This is a genomic window from Cupriavidus sp. OTU4054, assembly GCF_038440175.1.
In the GTDB taxonomy this organism is placed as follows: Bacteria; Pseudomonadota; Gammaproteobacteria; order Burkholderiales; family Burkholderiaceae; genus Cupriavidus; species Cupriavidus pauculus_D.
On sequence record NZ_JASATF010000030.1, the window covers coordinates 23,265 to 37,866 of the forward strand.

Below are 14,602 nucleotides of genomic sequence, written 5' to 3' on the forward strand. Positions count from 1 at the left end.
CCTCTGCCGCTTCTGTCGCTTCATCGGGTTTTTTCATCGGGTCTGTCTCTCATGCTGAAGAAAATAAAAGTCCAGTCACTGGCCAGTAATCCCTGGGTCCTGCTCGTGATCGCCGTGCTTGCCGCCGGCCTGCTGACGTTCTGGGTGTACCGCTTTCTGGAGGGGCGCGAGGACGCGCTCAAGGCCAGGCTCGCGGAGGAGATGAACCGCCAGCAGCGCGTATCGGTCATGGTGCCGACGCGAGATCTGCCGGTCGGCACGCCCGTTGACAACAGCGCGTTTGCCGCGCGCGACGTGCCCGCGGATCTCGTGTTCGAGGACGTGATTCGCGCGAGCGACTTCGACGCGGTGTCCAACCTCAAGCTCGTGCGCCCGGTCAGCCGCGGCCGTCCCGTGCGCCGCGCGGATCTGGAGGCGCTGCAGGCGCGCGACTTCTCGGACATGCTCGAAGTGGGCAAACGCGCGCTGACGATCGAGATCGACGCCACCAACTCGGCGGCCAAGATGCTCAAGCCCGGCAACCATATCGACCTGTATCTGCTCACGTCGGGGGCGGGCGGCAGCGGCGCCAAGGCTGGCGGAGCCCCCGGACCGAAGGACACCGACAAGACCGCGCGCATGCTGCTCTCCAACGTGGTGGTGCTGGCCACCGGCCAGGACGTGCGCCCGCGCGACCTCGGCGAGGCATTCGAGCGTCAGCGCGCGGCGCAGCGCAATGGCGACCCCAACGACGAAGCCGCGGGCTACGACAGCCTGACGCTGTCGGTCACCTCCGAGCAGGCCGCGCGCATCGCGCTGGCGCAGAAGGTCGGCGCGCTGCGCGCGGTGCTGCGCAATGCGGCGGACAAACGCGAAACGCCCGCCATCGCGCTGCACGAACGCACGTTGTTCTCCGCCGAAGACACCGGCGACACCGTGCAGTACATCGTCGGCAACAGCGGCGGCAACATGCTGGGTACCGTGCCCGAGTTGCCCGCGGCCGCGGTGGCCGGCAATGCGGCGGGCAATGACGGTCGCGGCGCGCAGGCCGATGCGGCGCTCGCGGCCGCGCAGAAACTCGCGGCCGCGCAGCAGGCGAACATGGAGCGCCTGGCCAGTGCCCTCAGTGGCAGCCCCCCCGGAAGTGTCTCCGGCACCGGCAACTAGCCGCGCGAGCCTCCCTCTCTCCCCGAGTCCATCCATTACAGAAGAGCGATTGCATGTCCAGTCAAAACAGAGCCGCCCGCAACGCGGCCAGCCAGGGTAGGGTCCTCGTGTGGTTGATCGGCGTGGCGATGGCCGCGCCGTACCTGCCGGCCCGCGCGGCCACGGCCACCGCAACCGAAGGTGCGAGTCAGCCCAATGCGAGCGGCGTGGTGCGCGGCGTTCCGGGCAGCGTGAAGCCAGAAGCCGCGACGCTTGCCATGGTCACGCCAACGCCCGTGACGGCGGGCGCGCGCGCCCAGTACGAGATCGTGCTGTTCCGCGGCGAAGTGCGCGTGGTGGATGTGCCGGGCACCATCAAGCGCGTGGCCGTCGGCGACGGCAGCCTCGTCAGCAGCACCGTGGTCGATCGTCGCCTCGTGCTGCTGGCGGAAAAGGCGGGTGTCACGAGCCTGGTGATCTGGAACGAAGCGGGCATCGCGATGCATGTGCGCGTGCGCGTCACCGATCAGGACCTCGGCGATGCGGCCGATCAGATGCGCGTGGCGCTGTCGCCGTTCGTGCGCAAGCTCGAGATCACGCAGCGCGGCGGATCCGTCATCGTGCGCGGCTATGTGCATCCGGAACGCAAGGACGATGCGCGGGCGGTGGTCGAGCGGTTCCGCATGGCGACCAACCTGATCCAGACCGAGGACGGCGGGCCCATCAAGAAGGCCGTGATGTTCAAGGTCCATATCATGGAGATCACGAAGACCGGGCTCGAGAACATCGGCATCTCGTGGGACCAGCAGATCAACGGCCCGCAGGCGTCGGTGGCCGGTAATGCCGTGCACACGGGCCGTTACCGCACGGTGCCGCCGATCCAGAGCGGCTCGCCGTACGACTCCATTCCGGGCTCGGTCAACGGCGCGGCCGGCGGGGTGTTCCTCGGCATCGCCACGTCGATCTTCTCGAAGATCAATCTCGCGGTGAGCCGCGGCGAAGCCTACGTGCTGGCCGCGCCCGAACTCAACACGCGCAGCGGCGGCACCGCGAGCTTCCTCGCGGGCGGCGAGGTGCCGATTCCGCTCGCGGGCGCGCTTGGCGCGCAGACCGTGATCTACAAGCAGTACGGCATCAAGCTCGACGTCAAGCCCGCGGTCGATGGCGACAACGTCATCAGCACGTCGCTCGGTACCGAGATCAGCCAGATCGACCCGTCGCTGTCCGTCAACGGCTATCCGGCGTTCCTGACGCGGCGCACGTCGTCGGAACTCACGCTCCGGCCGGGCGAGACCATCGCGATGTCGGGCCTCGTGCAGGCACAGGCCAGCAGTGCGGTGGACAAGCTGCCGCTGCTCGGGGACATCCCCGTGCTGGGCCAGCTGTTCCGCTCGACGAATTTCCGCAGCAACAAGAGCGACCTCGTGATCTTCGTGACGCCGGTGCTGTACGACCCGGCGGAGCCCATGGCCGCGGACGTGATGAACCGCGGCGAATCGATCGATCGCAACTTCCGGTACGAGAACGGGGATCCGAGCCCGCTGCCGGAGATCGACCGCCGCCGCGAGCAGGAGATCGATCGCGAGAAGCGCCATGGCCAGTTGCTGGAGCAACCGGCGCCCGATGCCGCGGCCGCGCAGTACCGCGGAGGCTGAGGAGGAACGTCATGCTCAAGCTGACCATCACGGCGCGCAACGGCGCCAGCGACGTGTACCAGGTGGGACACGCGTGCTCCATCGGCAAGGACCCGGCCTGCGATATCGTGCTCAAGGGGCTGCTGATTGGCAAGCTGCATGCGCGCATCGAGAATCGCGAGGGGCACTATTACCTCGAGGACGAGGGCGGGATTGCCTCGACGATGATCAACGGGAATCCCGTGACGTCTTATGGGCCGCTGACGGCGGCGGACCGGATCGAGATCGGCAACTATACGTTGGCGGTGGCGGTGAATGGCCAGGCGAACGGGCATTCGCAGGCCGCGACGCCCGTGCGTCCCAATGACGAAACCGTCGCCGGGCCGGTCGCGGTTTCGGGCTCGGTGTCGGGCCCGGTGTCGGACCCGGCGTCGGACCCGATGTCGCGCCCGGTGCCGACCTCCATGTCGGGTCGGGTGTCGGCTCCCACTGTACCGCCCCAGATGGCGGCCGCGACGCCGTCCGCAGTGCCCGGGCCGACCCCGGCCACACCGGCGACACCACCGAACCCATCGACATCGACACCGACGATGATGTCACCGGCCGCGCCACGGCCCGCCGCCGGACGGCACGAGGACGAGTCCCTTGCCCCCATCAACAGCGCATTCGGCATCGAGCTCCGCAAGGCCGCGCATCAGGCACTGATCAGCGCGATGGATCTGCGGCGCGTCAACGTCGCGCGCATGCCGGAAGAAGAACTGCGCCAGCTCGTGGGCGGCCTGCTCGACGACATCCTCGACGGCGACAAGCGCTACAACACGCCGCAGATTCCGCGCGGCGTGCTCAAGAAGAGCGTGTTCGACGAAGTGATCGGCCTGGGCCCGCTCGAGGAGCTGCTCGCCGACGACGCCGTGACCGAAATCATGGTCAACCGGCATGACGAGATCTTTGTCGAACGCTCGGGACGGCTCGCCAGATCGTCGGTGATCTTCACGGACGACCGCGCCGTGCTCGGCGCGATCGAGCGCATTGTCGCGCCGCTCGGCCGCCGTATCGACGAATCGTCGCCGATGGTCGATGCGCGGCTCAAGGACGGCTCGCGCGTGAATGCCGTCATTCCGCCGCTCGCGCTCAAGGGCCCCAACATCACGATCCGGAAGTTCTCGAAGCGCAAGCTGCAGGCGCGCGACCTCGTCGCATTCGGCTCCATGTCGCCGCAGATGGTCGAGTTCCTGCGCGTGGCCGTGGAGCGTCGCGCGAACATCGTGATCTCGGGCGGTACGGGCTCGGGCAAGACCACGCTGCTCAACGTGCTCTCGAACTTCATTCCCGACGACGAACGCATCGTCACCGTGGAAGACGCCGCGGAACTGCAACTGACGCAGTCCAACCTCGTCTCGCTCGAGGCGCGGCCCGCGAACATGGAAGGCAAGGGCGCGGTGCCGATCCGCGACCTCGTCAAGAACTGCCTGCGGATGCGGCCGGACCGCATCGTCGTGGGCGAATGCCGCGGCGGCGAAGCGCTCGATATGCTCCAGGCCATGAACACGGGCCACGACGGCTCGCTGACCACCGCGCACGCGAACTCGCCGCGCGACTGCCTGTCGCGGCTCGAGGTCATGACGCTGATGGCGGGACTGGACCTGCCCGTGCAGGCGATTCGCGAGCAGGTGTGCTCGGCCGTGGACATCATCGTGCAGCAGACGCGCTTCTCGTGCGGCTCGCGGCGGGTGACGTACATCACCGAGGTCAGCGGCATGGAGACGGGCGTGGTGCAGCTGCAGGATGTGTTCAATTTCCGGCAGGACGGGTATGACGAGCAGGGGCGCATTCGCGGCCGCTTCGTCTCCACGGGCTATATCCCCGATTTCTATCAGGACCTGATTCGCCGCGGTATCTCGGTCGACACGTCGATCTTCGGCGAACAACCGGCGTAACGGTGGCAACCAACGGACGTAACCAACGTAAGAAGCTCCCATGGAAATCGTCGTCGTACTCGCTCTGATCTTCGCGGTGCTCATGTTCCTCGCGTGGGGCGCGCTGTTCCACGGCCGCACATGGTTCGTGCAGCGGACGCAGCGCGTGGCCACCGAGGTGGAATCGAACCTCGCCGATCTGTTCATCTTCATCAATACGCAGCGGCTCGCGGGAATTTCGGCGCTTGCGGTCTTCGTGCTGCCGCTCGTCGTGTGGCTGGTGTCGCAGAACGTGCTGTTCACCGCGGTGTCGATTCCGCTCGCCTTCATGCTGCCGCGGTTGTGGGTCCGGCGCATGCAGACGCGGCGGCTGCGCGAGATCGAGGAACAGTTGCCGGATTCGCTGCTGATGATGTCGGGCGCGCTGCGCGCCGGCGCGAGCTTCCCGATGGCACTGGAAAGCGTGGCGCAGGAATCGCGGCCGCCGGTGTCGCAGGAGTTCGAGCTGCTGTTGCGCGAGATTCGCCTCGGTGTCGATCTGATGGTGGCGCTGCGCCATATGGAGCGCCGCATTCCGGTGCCCGACTTTCTGATGGTGACCGCGGCGATTTCCATCTCGCGCGAGGTGGGCGGGAACCTGGCTGAGACGCTCGAGTCCGTCGCGCGCACGCTGCGCGAGAAGCAGCAGATGGAAGGCAAGATCCGATCGCTCACCGCGCAGGGCAAGATGCAGGGCTGGGTCATGACGGGCCTGCCGATCTTCCTGATCCTCGTGCTCCGCAATATGGAGCCGAAGGCGATGGCGCCGTTGTTCGATTCGCCGCTGGGCTGGGGCGTGCTCGCGGTGATCGGCACGATGGAGTTCATCGGCTATCAGGCGATCAAGAAGATCACGCACATCGACGTCTGACGGAGCCGCCATGCGCATAGCGATTATTTTCCTCATCTGCCTGGCCGTCATCGCGATGATCGGCGCGCTGGTCTACTCGATGCGCCGGCTCACGGGCGTGGTGCCGCAGGAGAATCGCGCCTACCTCGACCCGCTGCCGAAGTCGCTGCGCAAGCTGTGGCCGCTCGTCCGCTTTGTCGAACATCACTTTCTGTGGCTCGTGCCGCGCGCGGTGCTGGCGCGCACCGAAGAGCAACTGCGCCTGACGGGCATGTCGTTCGTGATGACCGCGAGCCAGTTCACGGCATTGTCGCTGGTGTCGGCGCTGCTGTTCGCGCTGATGCTGTGGGTATCGATGCTTGGCATCCATACGTTCTCGTTGCCCGTGCTCGCGCTGGGCGCGCTCGGCGGCTTCTTCTATCCGCGGCTGTGGCTGCGCGATGTGCGCAAGCGCATCGTCGCGCAGGTGACCAAGCAATTGCCGATCTTTCTCGACTTCCTGACGCTGTCCGTGGAAGCGGGCCTCAATATCAACGGCGCGATGACGCAGGCCGTGGAGAAGGGGCCGGCCGGCACGCTGCAGCGCGAGTTCGAGCACGTGCTGCGCGATCTCAAGGCGGGCCTTTCGCGCTCGGAGGCGCTGCGGCGCATGGACGACCGCCTGCGCATGAAGGAGATCACGAACTTCGCGGGCGCGGTCATCCAGGCGGAACGCATGGGTTCGGGGCTCGCGCAGACGTTGCGCTTCCAGTCCGAGCAGCGCCGCACCGAACGGTTCCAGCGCGCGGAGAAGCAGGCGATGGAAGCACCGGTCAAGCTGATCTTTCCGCTCGTGGTGTTTATCTTCCCGGTGACGTTCATCGTGCTGGGCTTCCCGATCGTGATGAAGTTCATGCAGGAGGGGTTGTTGTGAAGCACGGCACGCTGTGGCGCGGCGAGGAGCCGCTGTGCCCGCGCGCGGAACTTGCCGAGCACGCGCGCGAGCGCATGCGCGGGCTGCTCGGGCGCGCGTCGCTCGAGGCCTCGCAGGCGATGTGGATCCCGTCGTGCAATGCCGTGCATACGCTCGGCATGCGCATGCCGATCGACGTCGTCTTCGTGGATGGCGGGGGCACCGTGCTCGCGGTCCATGCGAACGTGGCGCGCGGACGCTTCCGTGCGCACTGGCGTGCGCGCGCGACGGTGGAGCTCGCGGCGGGGCGCGCGGCGGCGCTCGCATTGCGCGCCGGCGATCGGCTGCGGTTCGCGGAAGCCGGTGTGCGGGACGAGGAGGCGGCGGCATGAACCGCAACCGCATCCGTGGCGCCAGCATGGCGGAGTTCATCGTCGTGCTGCCGATCCTGCTGCTGCTGTGCCTCGGCATCGTCCAGTTCGGCCTGCTGTACCAGGCCAAGGCCACGCTCGACTATGCGGCGCTGCAGGCGGCGCGCGCGGGCGCGCTCGACCATGGCCGCAACGCGTCGATGCGCAGCGGGCTCGCGCGTGGCCTTGCGCCGCTGTTCACGCATTCGGCCGATCTCATCGGGCAGCAGAAGGCATTGCTGTACGTGAATTCGATCGAGTTGCTCAAGCCCGGCGCGTATCGCATCGATGTCATCAATCCGACATCGGCCGCGTTGCAGGATTTCGGCAAGACCAACCAGTATGCGGGCCAGACCGTGCGCGAGATTCCGAACGATACGCTGAGCTTTCGGAGCACGAGCGCGGGCGGCAGCTCGGGCATCTCGATCCAGGATGCGAACCTGCTCAAGATCCGCGTGACCTATTGCTACGCGATGGCCGTGCCTTTCGCCAATCGCACCATCTTTTCGCTGATGAACGCCATCGACGATATCTATGCGACGGGCAAGCCCGGATCGGGGCTGCCGAAGCGGCCCAATACCTGCTACGCGCTGTCGACGGTCGAAGGGAGCTGGCGTATTCCGCTCGAGTCGGAGGCGATCGTGCGTATGCAGACGCCGTATCGTGGTGGATAAGCGGGATAGATAAGCGGGGGTGGATGAAGTGAGGCGGATGAACATGAGGCGCACCACGCGATTCGTACGCGCGTTTGGCTGTGCGTTTGCCTGCACGATGGGCGGCGCCGCGGCGCTCTGCATGGCCGCGCCGGCATCGGCGATGGACGTGCACCGTGCCGAGGGTGTGGAGATCATCAACGGCCGTCCACCGCAGCCCGCGGCGCCCGCCACGGCGCGGCCCGCGCGCGGTACGCCGGGCGCTCCCGTACAGCCGGCGACGTTCGCGCCCGCCACGAAAGCGTCGGTGGAAGCGGCCGCCGCGACCGTGCCGCAGCGATTGCGCGCGGCGCAAGGGGTGCTCGAAGCACAAATTAGCGAATACAATCGTGCGCTGCTCGAGAACGCACCGCCCGAATCGCTCGGGCCGCTCGAGGCCGCCATCGGCCAGACGCTGGAGCAGATCGACACACTCGTCCGCACACCGCGTGCGCGCGAACCCTGAATCAATGCGAGAGCGTGCTGCCCGCGCGGGCAGCGAGACGCTCCGTTGCCAAGGAGTCCTCGTTGTCCGCTGCATCATCCCTCCGCCCCACCGTGCTCCCTCTGCTGATTGCCGCCATCGCGATGGTGGCCGGTTGCAAGGAGAAGTCGAAACACGAGCTGCCGAAGCCCGGCGTGCCGAAGCCCGTCACCGAGCAATCGGTGCCCGCGACGGCCGCGGCACCGGCACCTTCGGCATCCGCATCCGCCGATCCGCCCGCGCCGGCGGCGCCGAAGCTGGTCAATGTGGCCGGCATGTCCGCCGGCGCATTCGTCGTCAACAAGCCGCGCGACGACCAGCGCTGGCTGTCACTGATCAACGAGGTGCCGGACTCGGTGGGGATTACCGCGAATGGCGACGGCTATGACGCGGTGATCGCGCTTGCCGCGCCCGCGACGATCGAACGTGTGCGCTTCGTCCGCGCCGCGGAGATCTCGGCCGCGAAGCACGCGCAGGTGCAGGTCTCCGAGCAGGGACAGGATGGCCCATGGCAGACCGTGTACGACGCCGACCTGACCGCGATCGGTTCGTCGCAACGCGACAGCCGCGGCGTCAGCGACGAGGCCGCGTTGCCCACGCCCGCGCGCGCGCGATGGGTGCGCGTGAACTTCACGGGCGGCGGTGGGGGCACGATCTCCGTGCGCCAGTTCGAAGCGCTTGCGCAACCTGCCGAAGGCGCGCCGGCCGAGCGCAGCGTATCGGGCGTCTATCGGCTGCTGCGCGGCTTCAGCGGCGCGTCGTATGTCGCGATCCGGCAGGATGGCGCGACCGTACGCGGATGCTTTGGCGACGGCGAGGAGAAGGGCGGCCGCGTGACGTTCCGGCGCGTTGCCGGGGAATTCGCGGGCGGTGCCGAGCCCGGCGGCTATCTGCGCTACGCGCGCGGGAGCGGCAAGGATGCGTGGCGCGGCGTCATGAGCTTCAGCCCCGATGGCGCGCGCACCGCGGTGCTCGAGTTTCCGGGCGCGACGGGCGGGAGCGGCACCATGGCGCAGTCGGTCAATGGCATCGGCTGGCGCGTCGGCGATTATCGCGATGCCTGCCCTGGCGATGCGAAGGCGACCGATCCCGTTGACGATGCGCTGGAAGCGGAAAAGCGCGTCACGCTCTATGGCGTGAACTTCGACCTCGATGCCGATACGCTGCGGCCCGAGAGCCGGCCTGCGCTCGACGCGGTGGTCAAGGCAGCGCGCGCGCATCCGGACTGGCACCTCGCGATCGAGGGCCATACGGACAGCAGCGGGGGCGATGCCCACAATCAGGACCTGTCGCAGCGGCGCGCCGAGAGCGTGCGCCGATACCTCGCGGCGGCGGGCGTGGCGGGCGATCATCTGGGCGCGCAGGGGTTCGGCGCCAGCCGGCCGGTGGCACCAAACGACAATCCCGCGGGCCGCGCGCAGAACCGGCGGGTGGAGGTGGCGCGGCAATGAGTGGGGGGGCAACGCGTGGCGTGTCAACGCGAGGGGCGCCGACGCATGGCGTGCCAACGCGTGGAATGGCAACGCGGGGTGCGCCAACGCGGGGTGTGCCAACGCGTGGGATGGCAAGGCGGGGTGCGCCAACGCGTGGGGGGGCAACGCGAGGTGTGCCAACGCGTGGGATGACGCAGGGTGCGCCTACGCGTGGTGTGCCAACGCGTGGTGTGCCAACGCGTGGGATGGCAACGCGGGGTGTGCCTACGCACGGGATGGCAACGCGTGGGGAGGCCGTACGCGGGATTGCCGCTGTGCGCGTGGTGGCATCCCTGATGGCGTGTGCCGCGCTGCTGTTGCCCACGCTGGCCCGTGCCGAAGTGACCACCGTGCGAGCGCACGGGGTGACGTGGCTGCAGGGCGGCGGGGCCGTGCAGCCCATCCGCTCGGCGCCGCGCGCGCGGGCGGGCGGTCCGATGATGGTCTCGCTAACACGCGGGAACGATCGCGACCACGGCCGACCTGATAGCGGCCCTGCCATTGATTCCGCTAGCGGTTCCAACATCCGCGCCCACCTCGGGCCGGATATCCGCGCCAGCATCGGCCCGGACATCCGCGCGAACCTCGGGCCGGACATCCGCGCGAACCTCGGCCCGGACATCCGCACCAGCATCGGCCCGGACATCCGCGCCAACCTCGGGCCGGACATCCGCACCGGCATCGGCCCCAACATCCGCGCCAATCTCGGTCCCAACATCCGCGCCAATCTCGTCCCTAACCTCGTCCACAACATCGGCTCCTATAGCCGCTCCCCTAACGGCCCCGCTATCCGTCCCAACACCGACCCCGGTAGCAACTCCAACACCGAGCCCGGTAGCGATCCCGACACCGACCCCGATAGCGAAGTCGCCGCAGTCCCCTTCATCGGGCTGCCCGGCCTCGCCAGCATGTTCCCGGCGCCCGCGCCCCGCACCGGCGACCTGCTTCGCACCGTGCTGCCATTCGTCACGCAGGCCGCCTCCGACAATCGCCTCGACCCCGCGCTTCTGCTCGCCGTGATTCACGCCGAGTCCGGCTTCAATCCCGCCGCGCTGTCGCCGAAAGGCGCGGTCGGCCTCATGCAGCTGATGCCCGCAACCGCCGGGCGCTATGGCGAGCCCGACCCGCGCGACCCCGCGCGCAATGTGCGGGCCGGTGCCGCGCATCTGCGTTACCTGATCGGCCGCTACGGCGACCTGCCGCTCGCGCTGGCCGCCTACAACGCCGGCGAAGGCGCGGTGGAGCGCCACGGCCTCCAGATCCCGCCCTACGCGGAGACGCAGCAATACGTGCCGCGCGTGATGGCGCTGTATCGCGGCTATCAGGCCCGGCTGCCGAATCCTCTGAATCCCTGAATCCTCGAACGACAAGGAGAAACCATGAGCAAGTACCGCTTCCGTACCGTCCGTGCCGCACTCGCGATCACCTCGCTGACCATGCTGATGGCCGCATGCGGCAAGGACGAAGGCAAGACCGCGGGCACGTCCGGCGCGGACGACAGCCTGCCGAAGGAGTGCGTCGAGGCCGAAGCCGCGCAGCGCGCATGTACCGAGGCGATGGCATCCGGGTACGACCGTCTGGGCCAGAGCGCGGCGGCGAAGACGCTGCGCGAGGCGATTCCGCAGGAGATGGACAAGGTGCGCGCACACTGGCGCGCGATCCCCGACAAGGAGAACCTCGCGCGCGCCTGCGCGGCCACGCGCGACGGCATTCGCGCGCAGCCGCAATGCAACAAGGGCTGACGCGCGCCTCCGCAGCTTTTACACGACGATGTAAAAAGGCCGTCGACCCCCAGGGCGCCGGGCACCGGCACGCCAGGCGCCATGCGGGGACGGAAGCCCGCATGGCGCAGACCGGCGCAAGCGGCGCGTGCAGGCGCGTGCAAGCGCGCTGGCAGCGTTCCGGCCATGCGCCGCGCGCGCGGGGCGCGGCGAGGATGTGGCGAGGATGTGGCCGGTACGGGGCAGCGCGCGGACTGGTGGCACGCAATCTGCGGGAGGACAGGGTTCGATCACTCTTCAGATGGAATCGGCCATGACCAAGAAGACAGCCTCCCCCGCAAAGCCGCCTCGCAACGATGCGGCCTCGACCGCGTCGCAGGTGCCGCCAGACACGACCCCACCCAAGCCGCAGGGCGCCGGCAACAACGACGACGGCAGCTACGAGCGCGCGGTGGCCGACCGGCTGAACCCGCGTCCAAAGCGGCTGGGCTCCGACTCCGTCGGCAACCTCGTATCGAACGAGGGCCGCACGCTGACGACCAATCAGGGTCTGCGGCTCCCGCAGGACGACGATTCGCTGAAGCTCGGTTTGCGTGGCCCGACGCTGCTCGAAGACTTTCATCTGCGCGAGAAGATCACCCACTTCGATCACGAACGCATTCCCGAGCGCGTCGTGCACGCGCGCGGCGCGGCCGCACATGGCTACTTCGAACTCACCGAATCGCTGGAGGACGTGACCACCGCCGATATCTTTACGCGCGTGGGCGAGAAGACGCCGGTATTCGTGCGCTTCTCGACGGTGGCGGGCTCGCGCGGCTCGCCCGACGTCGCGCGCGATGTGCGAGGCTTTGCCACCAAGTTCTATACGCGCCAGGGCAACTTCGATCTCGTCGGCAACAATATGCCCGTGTTCTTTATCCAGGACGCGATCAAGTTTCCGGACTTCGTGCATGCGGTGAAGCCCGAACCGCACAACGAGATTCCGCAGGCCGCGTCGGCGCACGATACGTTCTGGGACTTCGTGTCGCTGCAGCCCGAGTCCATGCACATGGTGCTGTGGACGATGTCAGGTCGCGCGCTGCCGCGCAGCTTCCGCACGATGGAAGGGTTCGGCGTGCACACGTTCCGCCTCGTCGATGCCGAGGGCCGCGGCACGCTGGTCAAGTACCACTGGAAGCCCGTGGGGGGCGCGCATTCGCTCGTGTGGGACGAAGCGCTCAAGATCAACGGCAAGGACCCGGACTTCCATCGGCGCGACCTGTGGGATTCCATCGACGCGGGCCTCTATCCCGAGTACGAACTGGGCGTGCAACTGGTGCCCGAGACCGATGCGCTCAAGCTCGGCTTCGACCTGCTGGACGCGACCAAGCTGATTCCCGAGGAACTCGTTCCCGTGCGGCGTATCGGCAAGATGGTGCTGAACCGGAACCCCGACAATTTTTTCGCCGAGACCGAGCAGGTGGCCTTCCACCCGGGCCATATCGTCCCCGGCATGGATTTCACGAACGACCCGCTGCTCGCGGGGCGGCTGTTCTCCTATACCGATACGCAGATCACGCGGCTCGGCGGTCCCAACTTCCACGAACTGCCGATCAACCGCGCGCTCTGCCCCGTGCATAACAACCAGCGCGACGGCTTTATGCGCCAGACGGTCGTGCAGGGCCGCGAGAGCTATCAGCCGAACAGCATCAGCGGCGGCTGCCCGTTCCTCGCGGGCGACACCGACGGCTACAAGCATTTTCCGCAGCCCGCCGAGGATGGCGCGGTGAAGGTCCGCATGCGTAGCCACACGTTCGCCGATCATTTCTCGCAGGCCAACCTGTTCTGGCGCAGCCAGTCGGCCGTGGAGCAGATGCAGATCGTCGATGCATACACGTTCGAGCTGTCGAAGGTGTCGAGCCCCGAGATTCGCGAACGCGTGGTGGGACAGCTCGTGCATATCGCGCCGGAGCTGGCCCAGCAGGTCGCGGACAAGCTCGGCATCGAGGTCGTGCCGGTCGGCCCCGACGTTCCGATCAACGACTACGGGATTGCCGCCTCCCCCGCGCTGAGCCTCGATGCGCAGCCGAAGGGCGTGATCAAGGGCCGGCAGATCGCGGTGCTGGTCAACGACGGCGTGCGCGATGAAGCCATCGCGTCGCTGCGCAAGCTGGCGGAGCAGGGCGGCGCGGTGGTCAAGATCATCGGGCCGCGCGCGAGCGCGGTTACCACGGCCAAGGGCGCCGCGCTCGCCGTCGATCACGCGCTGGCGTCGGTCGGCTCGGTGCTGTTCGATGCCGTCTATGTTCCCGATGGCGACAATCCGCCGACGGTGCCCGAAGCGGCCGCGCTGCTGTTCGTCAGCGAGAGCTACAAGCACTACAAGCCGATCGGCGCGGGCGGCTCCGGTGCGCTGCTCGTCGCGGCTGCCGCGCGCGCCGCGGGGCTCGACGGCGGCTTCGGCGGCGCCGGCGTGCTCGTGGCGGAAAAGGACCAGGCGGCGGGCCACAAGGCGTTTCTCGAGGCCGTGGGCCAGCATCGCTGGTGGGATCGCCCGGACGCGCTGCAAGTGCCTGTCTAGGCGCTTGTGCGGGTGCCGCGGGCAACGCGTTCTTCCGCGGCGCACGGTTCTTCCCGCTTTCCCTCTCCGCGAGGGATGCCGGCGTGCCGCGGGGCAGGCCGGTAACCCCTGCCGCGAGCATGTCCTGCCGTGGTGCGGTATCCTTGCCGCCATGCGCCGCTTCGGCGGTCACCGCACCACATTGACAACATGAATGACACAGAAAGCGAGCTGATTGGCTCCGCGCGCCTGCCCACGCGGTACGGCGAGTTCACCGCGCATGCCTTCAAGGGCGCGCACACGGGCACCGAGCACCTGGCCCTCACCATTGGCGATATCTCCGGCGAGAACGTGCTCACGCGCCTGCATTCCGAATGCCTGACCGGCGACGTGTTCGGCTCGTGCCGCTGCGACTGCGGCGAGCAACTGGACCTCGCGATGCAGAAGATTGCCGAGGAAGGCCGCGGCATCCTGCTGTACCTGCGTGGCCATGAAGGCCGCGGCATCGGCCTCTCGAACAAGATTCGCGCCTATGCGCTCCAGGATGGCGGCCTCGACACCGTCGATGCGAATCTCGCGCTCGGGCAGGCCATCGACTCGCGCACCTATGCGTTCGCGGCCGATCTGCTGCGCCAGTGGGGTGTGAAGTCGATTCGCCTGATGAGCAACAACCCCGTCAAGCAGCGCGCGCTCGAGGACGCCGGTATCGTCGTCGCCGAGCAAATGCGTCACATCGTGCCCTCGAACGCCGAAAACGAGAAATATCTCGCGACCAAGCGGTCTCGCATGGGTCACCTTCTCGACTGATTCCGCCGTCCGCGCGCGGTT

13 protein-coding genes are annotated in these 14,602 nt (G+C 67.9%); all 13 read left to right on the top strand.

What is annotated here, in order from left to right:
- The first annotated feature begins 51 nt into the window (after window positions 1-51).
- Complete coding sequence (gene cpaB, locus AAHB16_RS27125; protein WP_342052469.1) at window positions 52-1,146, top strand: Flp pilus assembly protein CpaB; 1,095 nt, start codon at window positions 52-54, stop codon at window positions 1,144-1,146.
- A gap of 53 nt (window positions 1,147-1,199) precedes the next feature.
- Window positions 1,200-2,780 carry a type II and III secretion system protein family protein gene (locus AAHB16_RS27130; RefSeq protein ID WP_223851333.1) on the top strand — a complete coding sequence of 527 codons (1,581 nt, stop codon included), beginning with the start codon at window positions 1,200-1,202 and terminating at the stop codon, window positions 2,778-2,780.
- A gap of 11 nt (window positions 2,781-2,791) precedes the next feature.
- Entirely contained in the window at window positions 2,792-4,696 is a 1,905-nt protein-coding gene (locus AAHB16_RS27135) for an ATPase, T2SS/T4P/T4SS family (protein ID WP_342052470.1), read from the top strand.
- A 40-nt stretch (window positions 4,697-4,736) separates the two neighbouring features.
- The gene (locus AAHB16_RS27140) at window positions 4,737-5,585 is read left to right on the top strand and encodes a type II secretion system F family protein (RefSeq protein WP_150372993.1); all 849 of its coding nucleotides are present in this window, start codon (window positions 4,737-4,739) and stop codon (window positions 5,583-5,585) included.
- Window positions 5,586-5,595: 10 nt separating this feature from the next.
- Window positions 5,596-6,477 carry a type II secretion system F family protein gene (locus AAHB16_RS27145; protein WP_150372992.1) on the top strand — a complete coding sequence of 294 codons (882 nt, stop codon included), beginning with the start codon at window positions 5,596-5,598 and terminating at the stop codon, window positions 6,475-6,477.
- Window positions 6,474-6,848 (top strand): DUF192 domain-containing protein, encoded by a 375-nt coding sequence (locus tag AAHB16_RS27150; RefSeq protein WP_342052471.1) that lies wholly within the window; start codon window positions 6,474-6,476, stop codon window positions 6,846-6,848. The genes AAHB16_RS27145 and AAHB16_RS27150 overlap by 4 nt, the downstream gene beginning before the upstream one ends.
- Window positions 6,845-7,540: a TadE/TadG family type IV pilus assembly protein gene (locus AAHB16_RS27155; RefSeq protein ID WP_223851331.1), complete on the top strand. Its 696-nt coding sequence runs from the start codon at window positions 6,845-6,847 to the stop codon at window positions 7,538-7,540. Before AAHB16_RS27150 ends, AAHB16_RS27155 begins: the two co-directional genes overlap by 4 nt.
- Before the next feature lie 43 nt (window positions 7,541-7,583).
- Complete coding sequence (locus AAHB16_RS27160; RefSeq protein WP_150372991.1) at window positions 7,584-8,024, top strand: hypothetical protein; 441 nt, start codon at window positions 7,584-7,586, stop codon at window positions 8,022-8,024.
- Window positions 8,025-8,086: 62 nt separating this feature from the next.
- Window positions 8,087-9,493 carry an OmpA family protein gene (locus AAHB16_RS27165; protein ID WP_342052472.1) on the top strand — a complete coding sequence of 469 codons (1,407 nt, stop codon included), beginning with the start codon at window positions 8,087-8,089 and terminating at the stop codon, window positions 9,491-9,493.
- Between the two features lie 257 nt (window positions 9,494-9,750).
- A complete protein-coding gene (locus AAHB16_RS27170; RefSeq protein WP_342052473.1) occupies window positions 9,751-10,869 on the top strand; it encodes a transglycosylase SLT domain-containing protein in 1,119 nt (372 codons plus the stop codon).
- Between the two features lie 24 nt (window positions 10,870-10,893).
- The gene (locus tag AAHB16_RS27175; RefSeq protein ID WP_342052474.1) at window positions 10,894-11,256 is read left to right on the top strand and encodes a hypothetical protein; all 363 of its coding nucleotides are present in this window, start codon (window positions 10,894-10,896) and stop codon (window positions 11,254-11,256) included.
- A gap of 292 nt (window positions 11,257-11,548) precedes the next feature.
- Entirely contained in the window at window positions 11,549-13,795 is a 2,247-nt protein-coding gene (locus tag AAHB16_RS27180; protein ID WP_150372988.1) for a catalase, read from the top strand.
- A 189-nt stretch (window positions 13,796-13,984) separates the two neighbouring features.
- A complete protein-coding gene (gene ribA / locus AAHB16_RS27185; protein ID WP_150372986.1) occupies window positions 13,985-14,581 on the top strand; it encodes a GTP cyclohydrolase II in 597 nt (198 codons plus the stop codon).
- The last annotated feature ends 21 nt before the right edge of the window (window positions 14,582-14,602 follow it).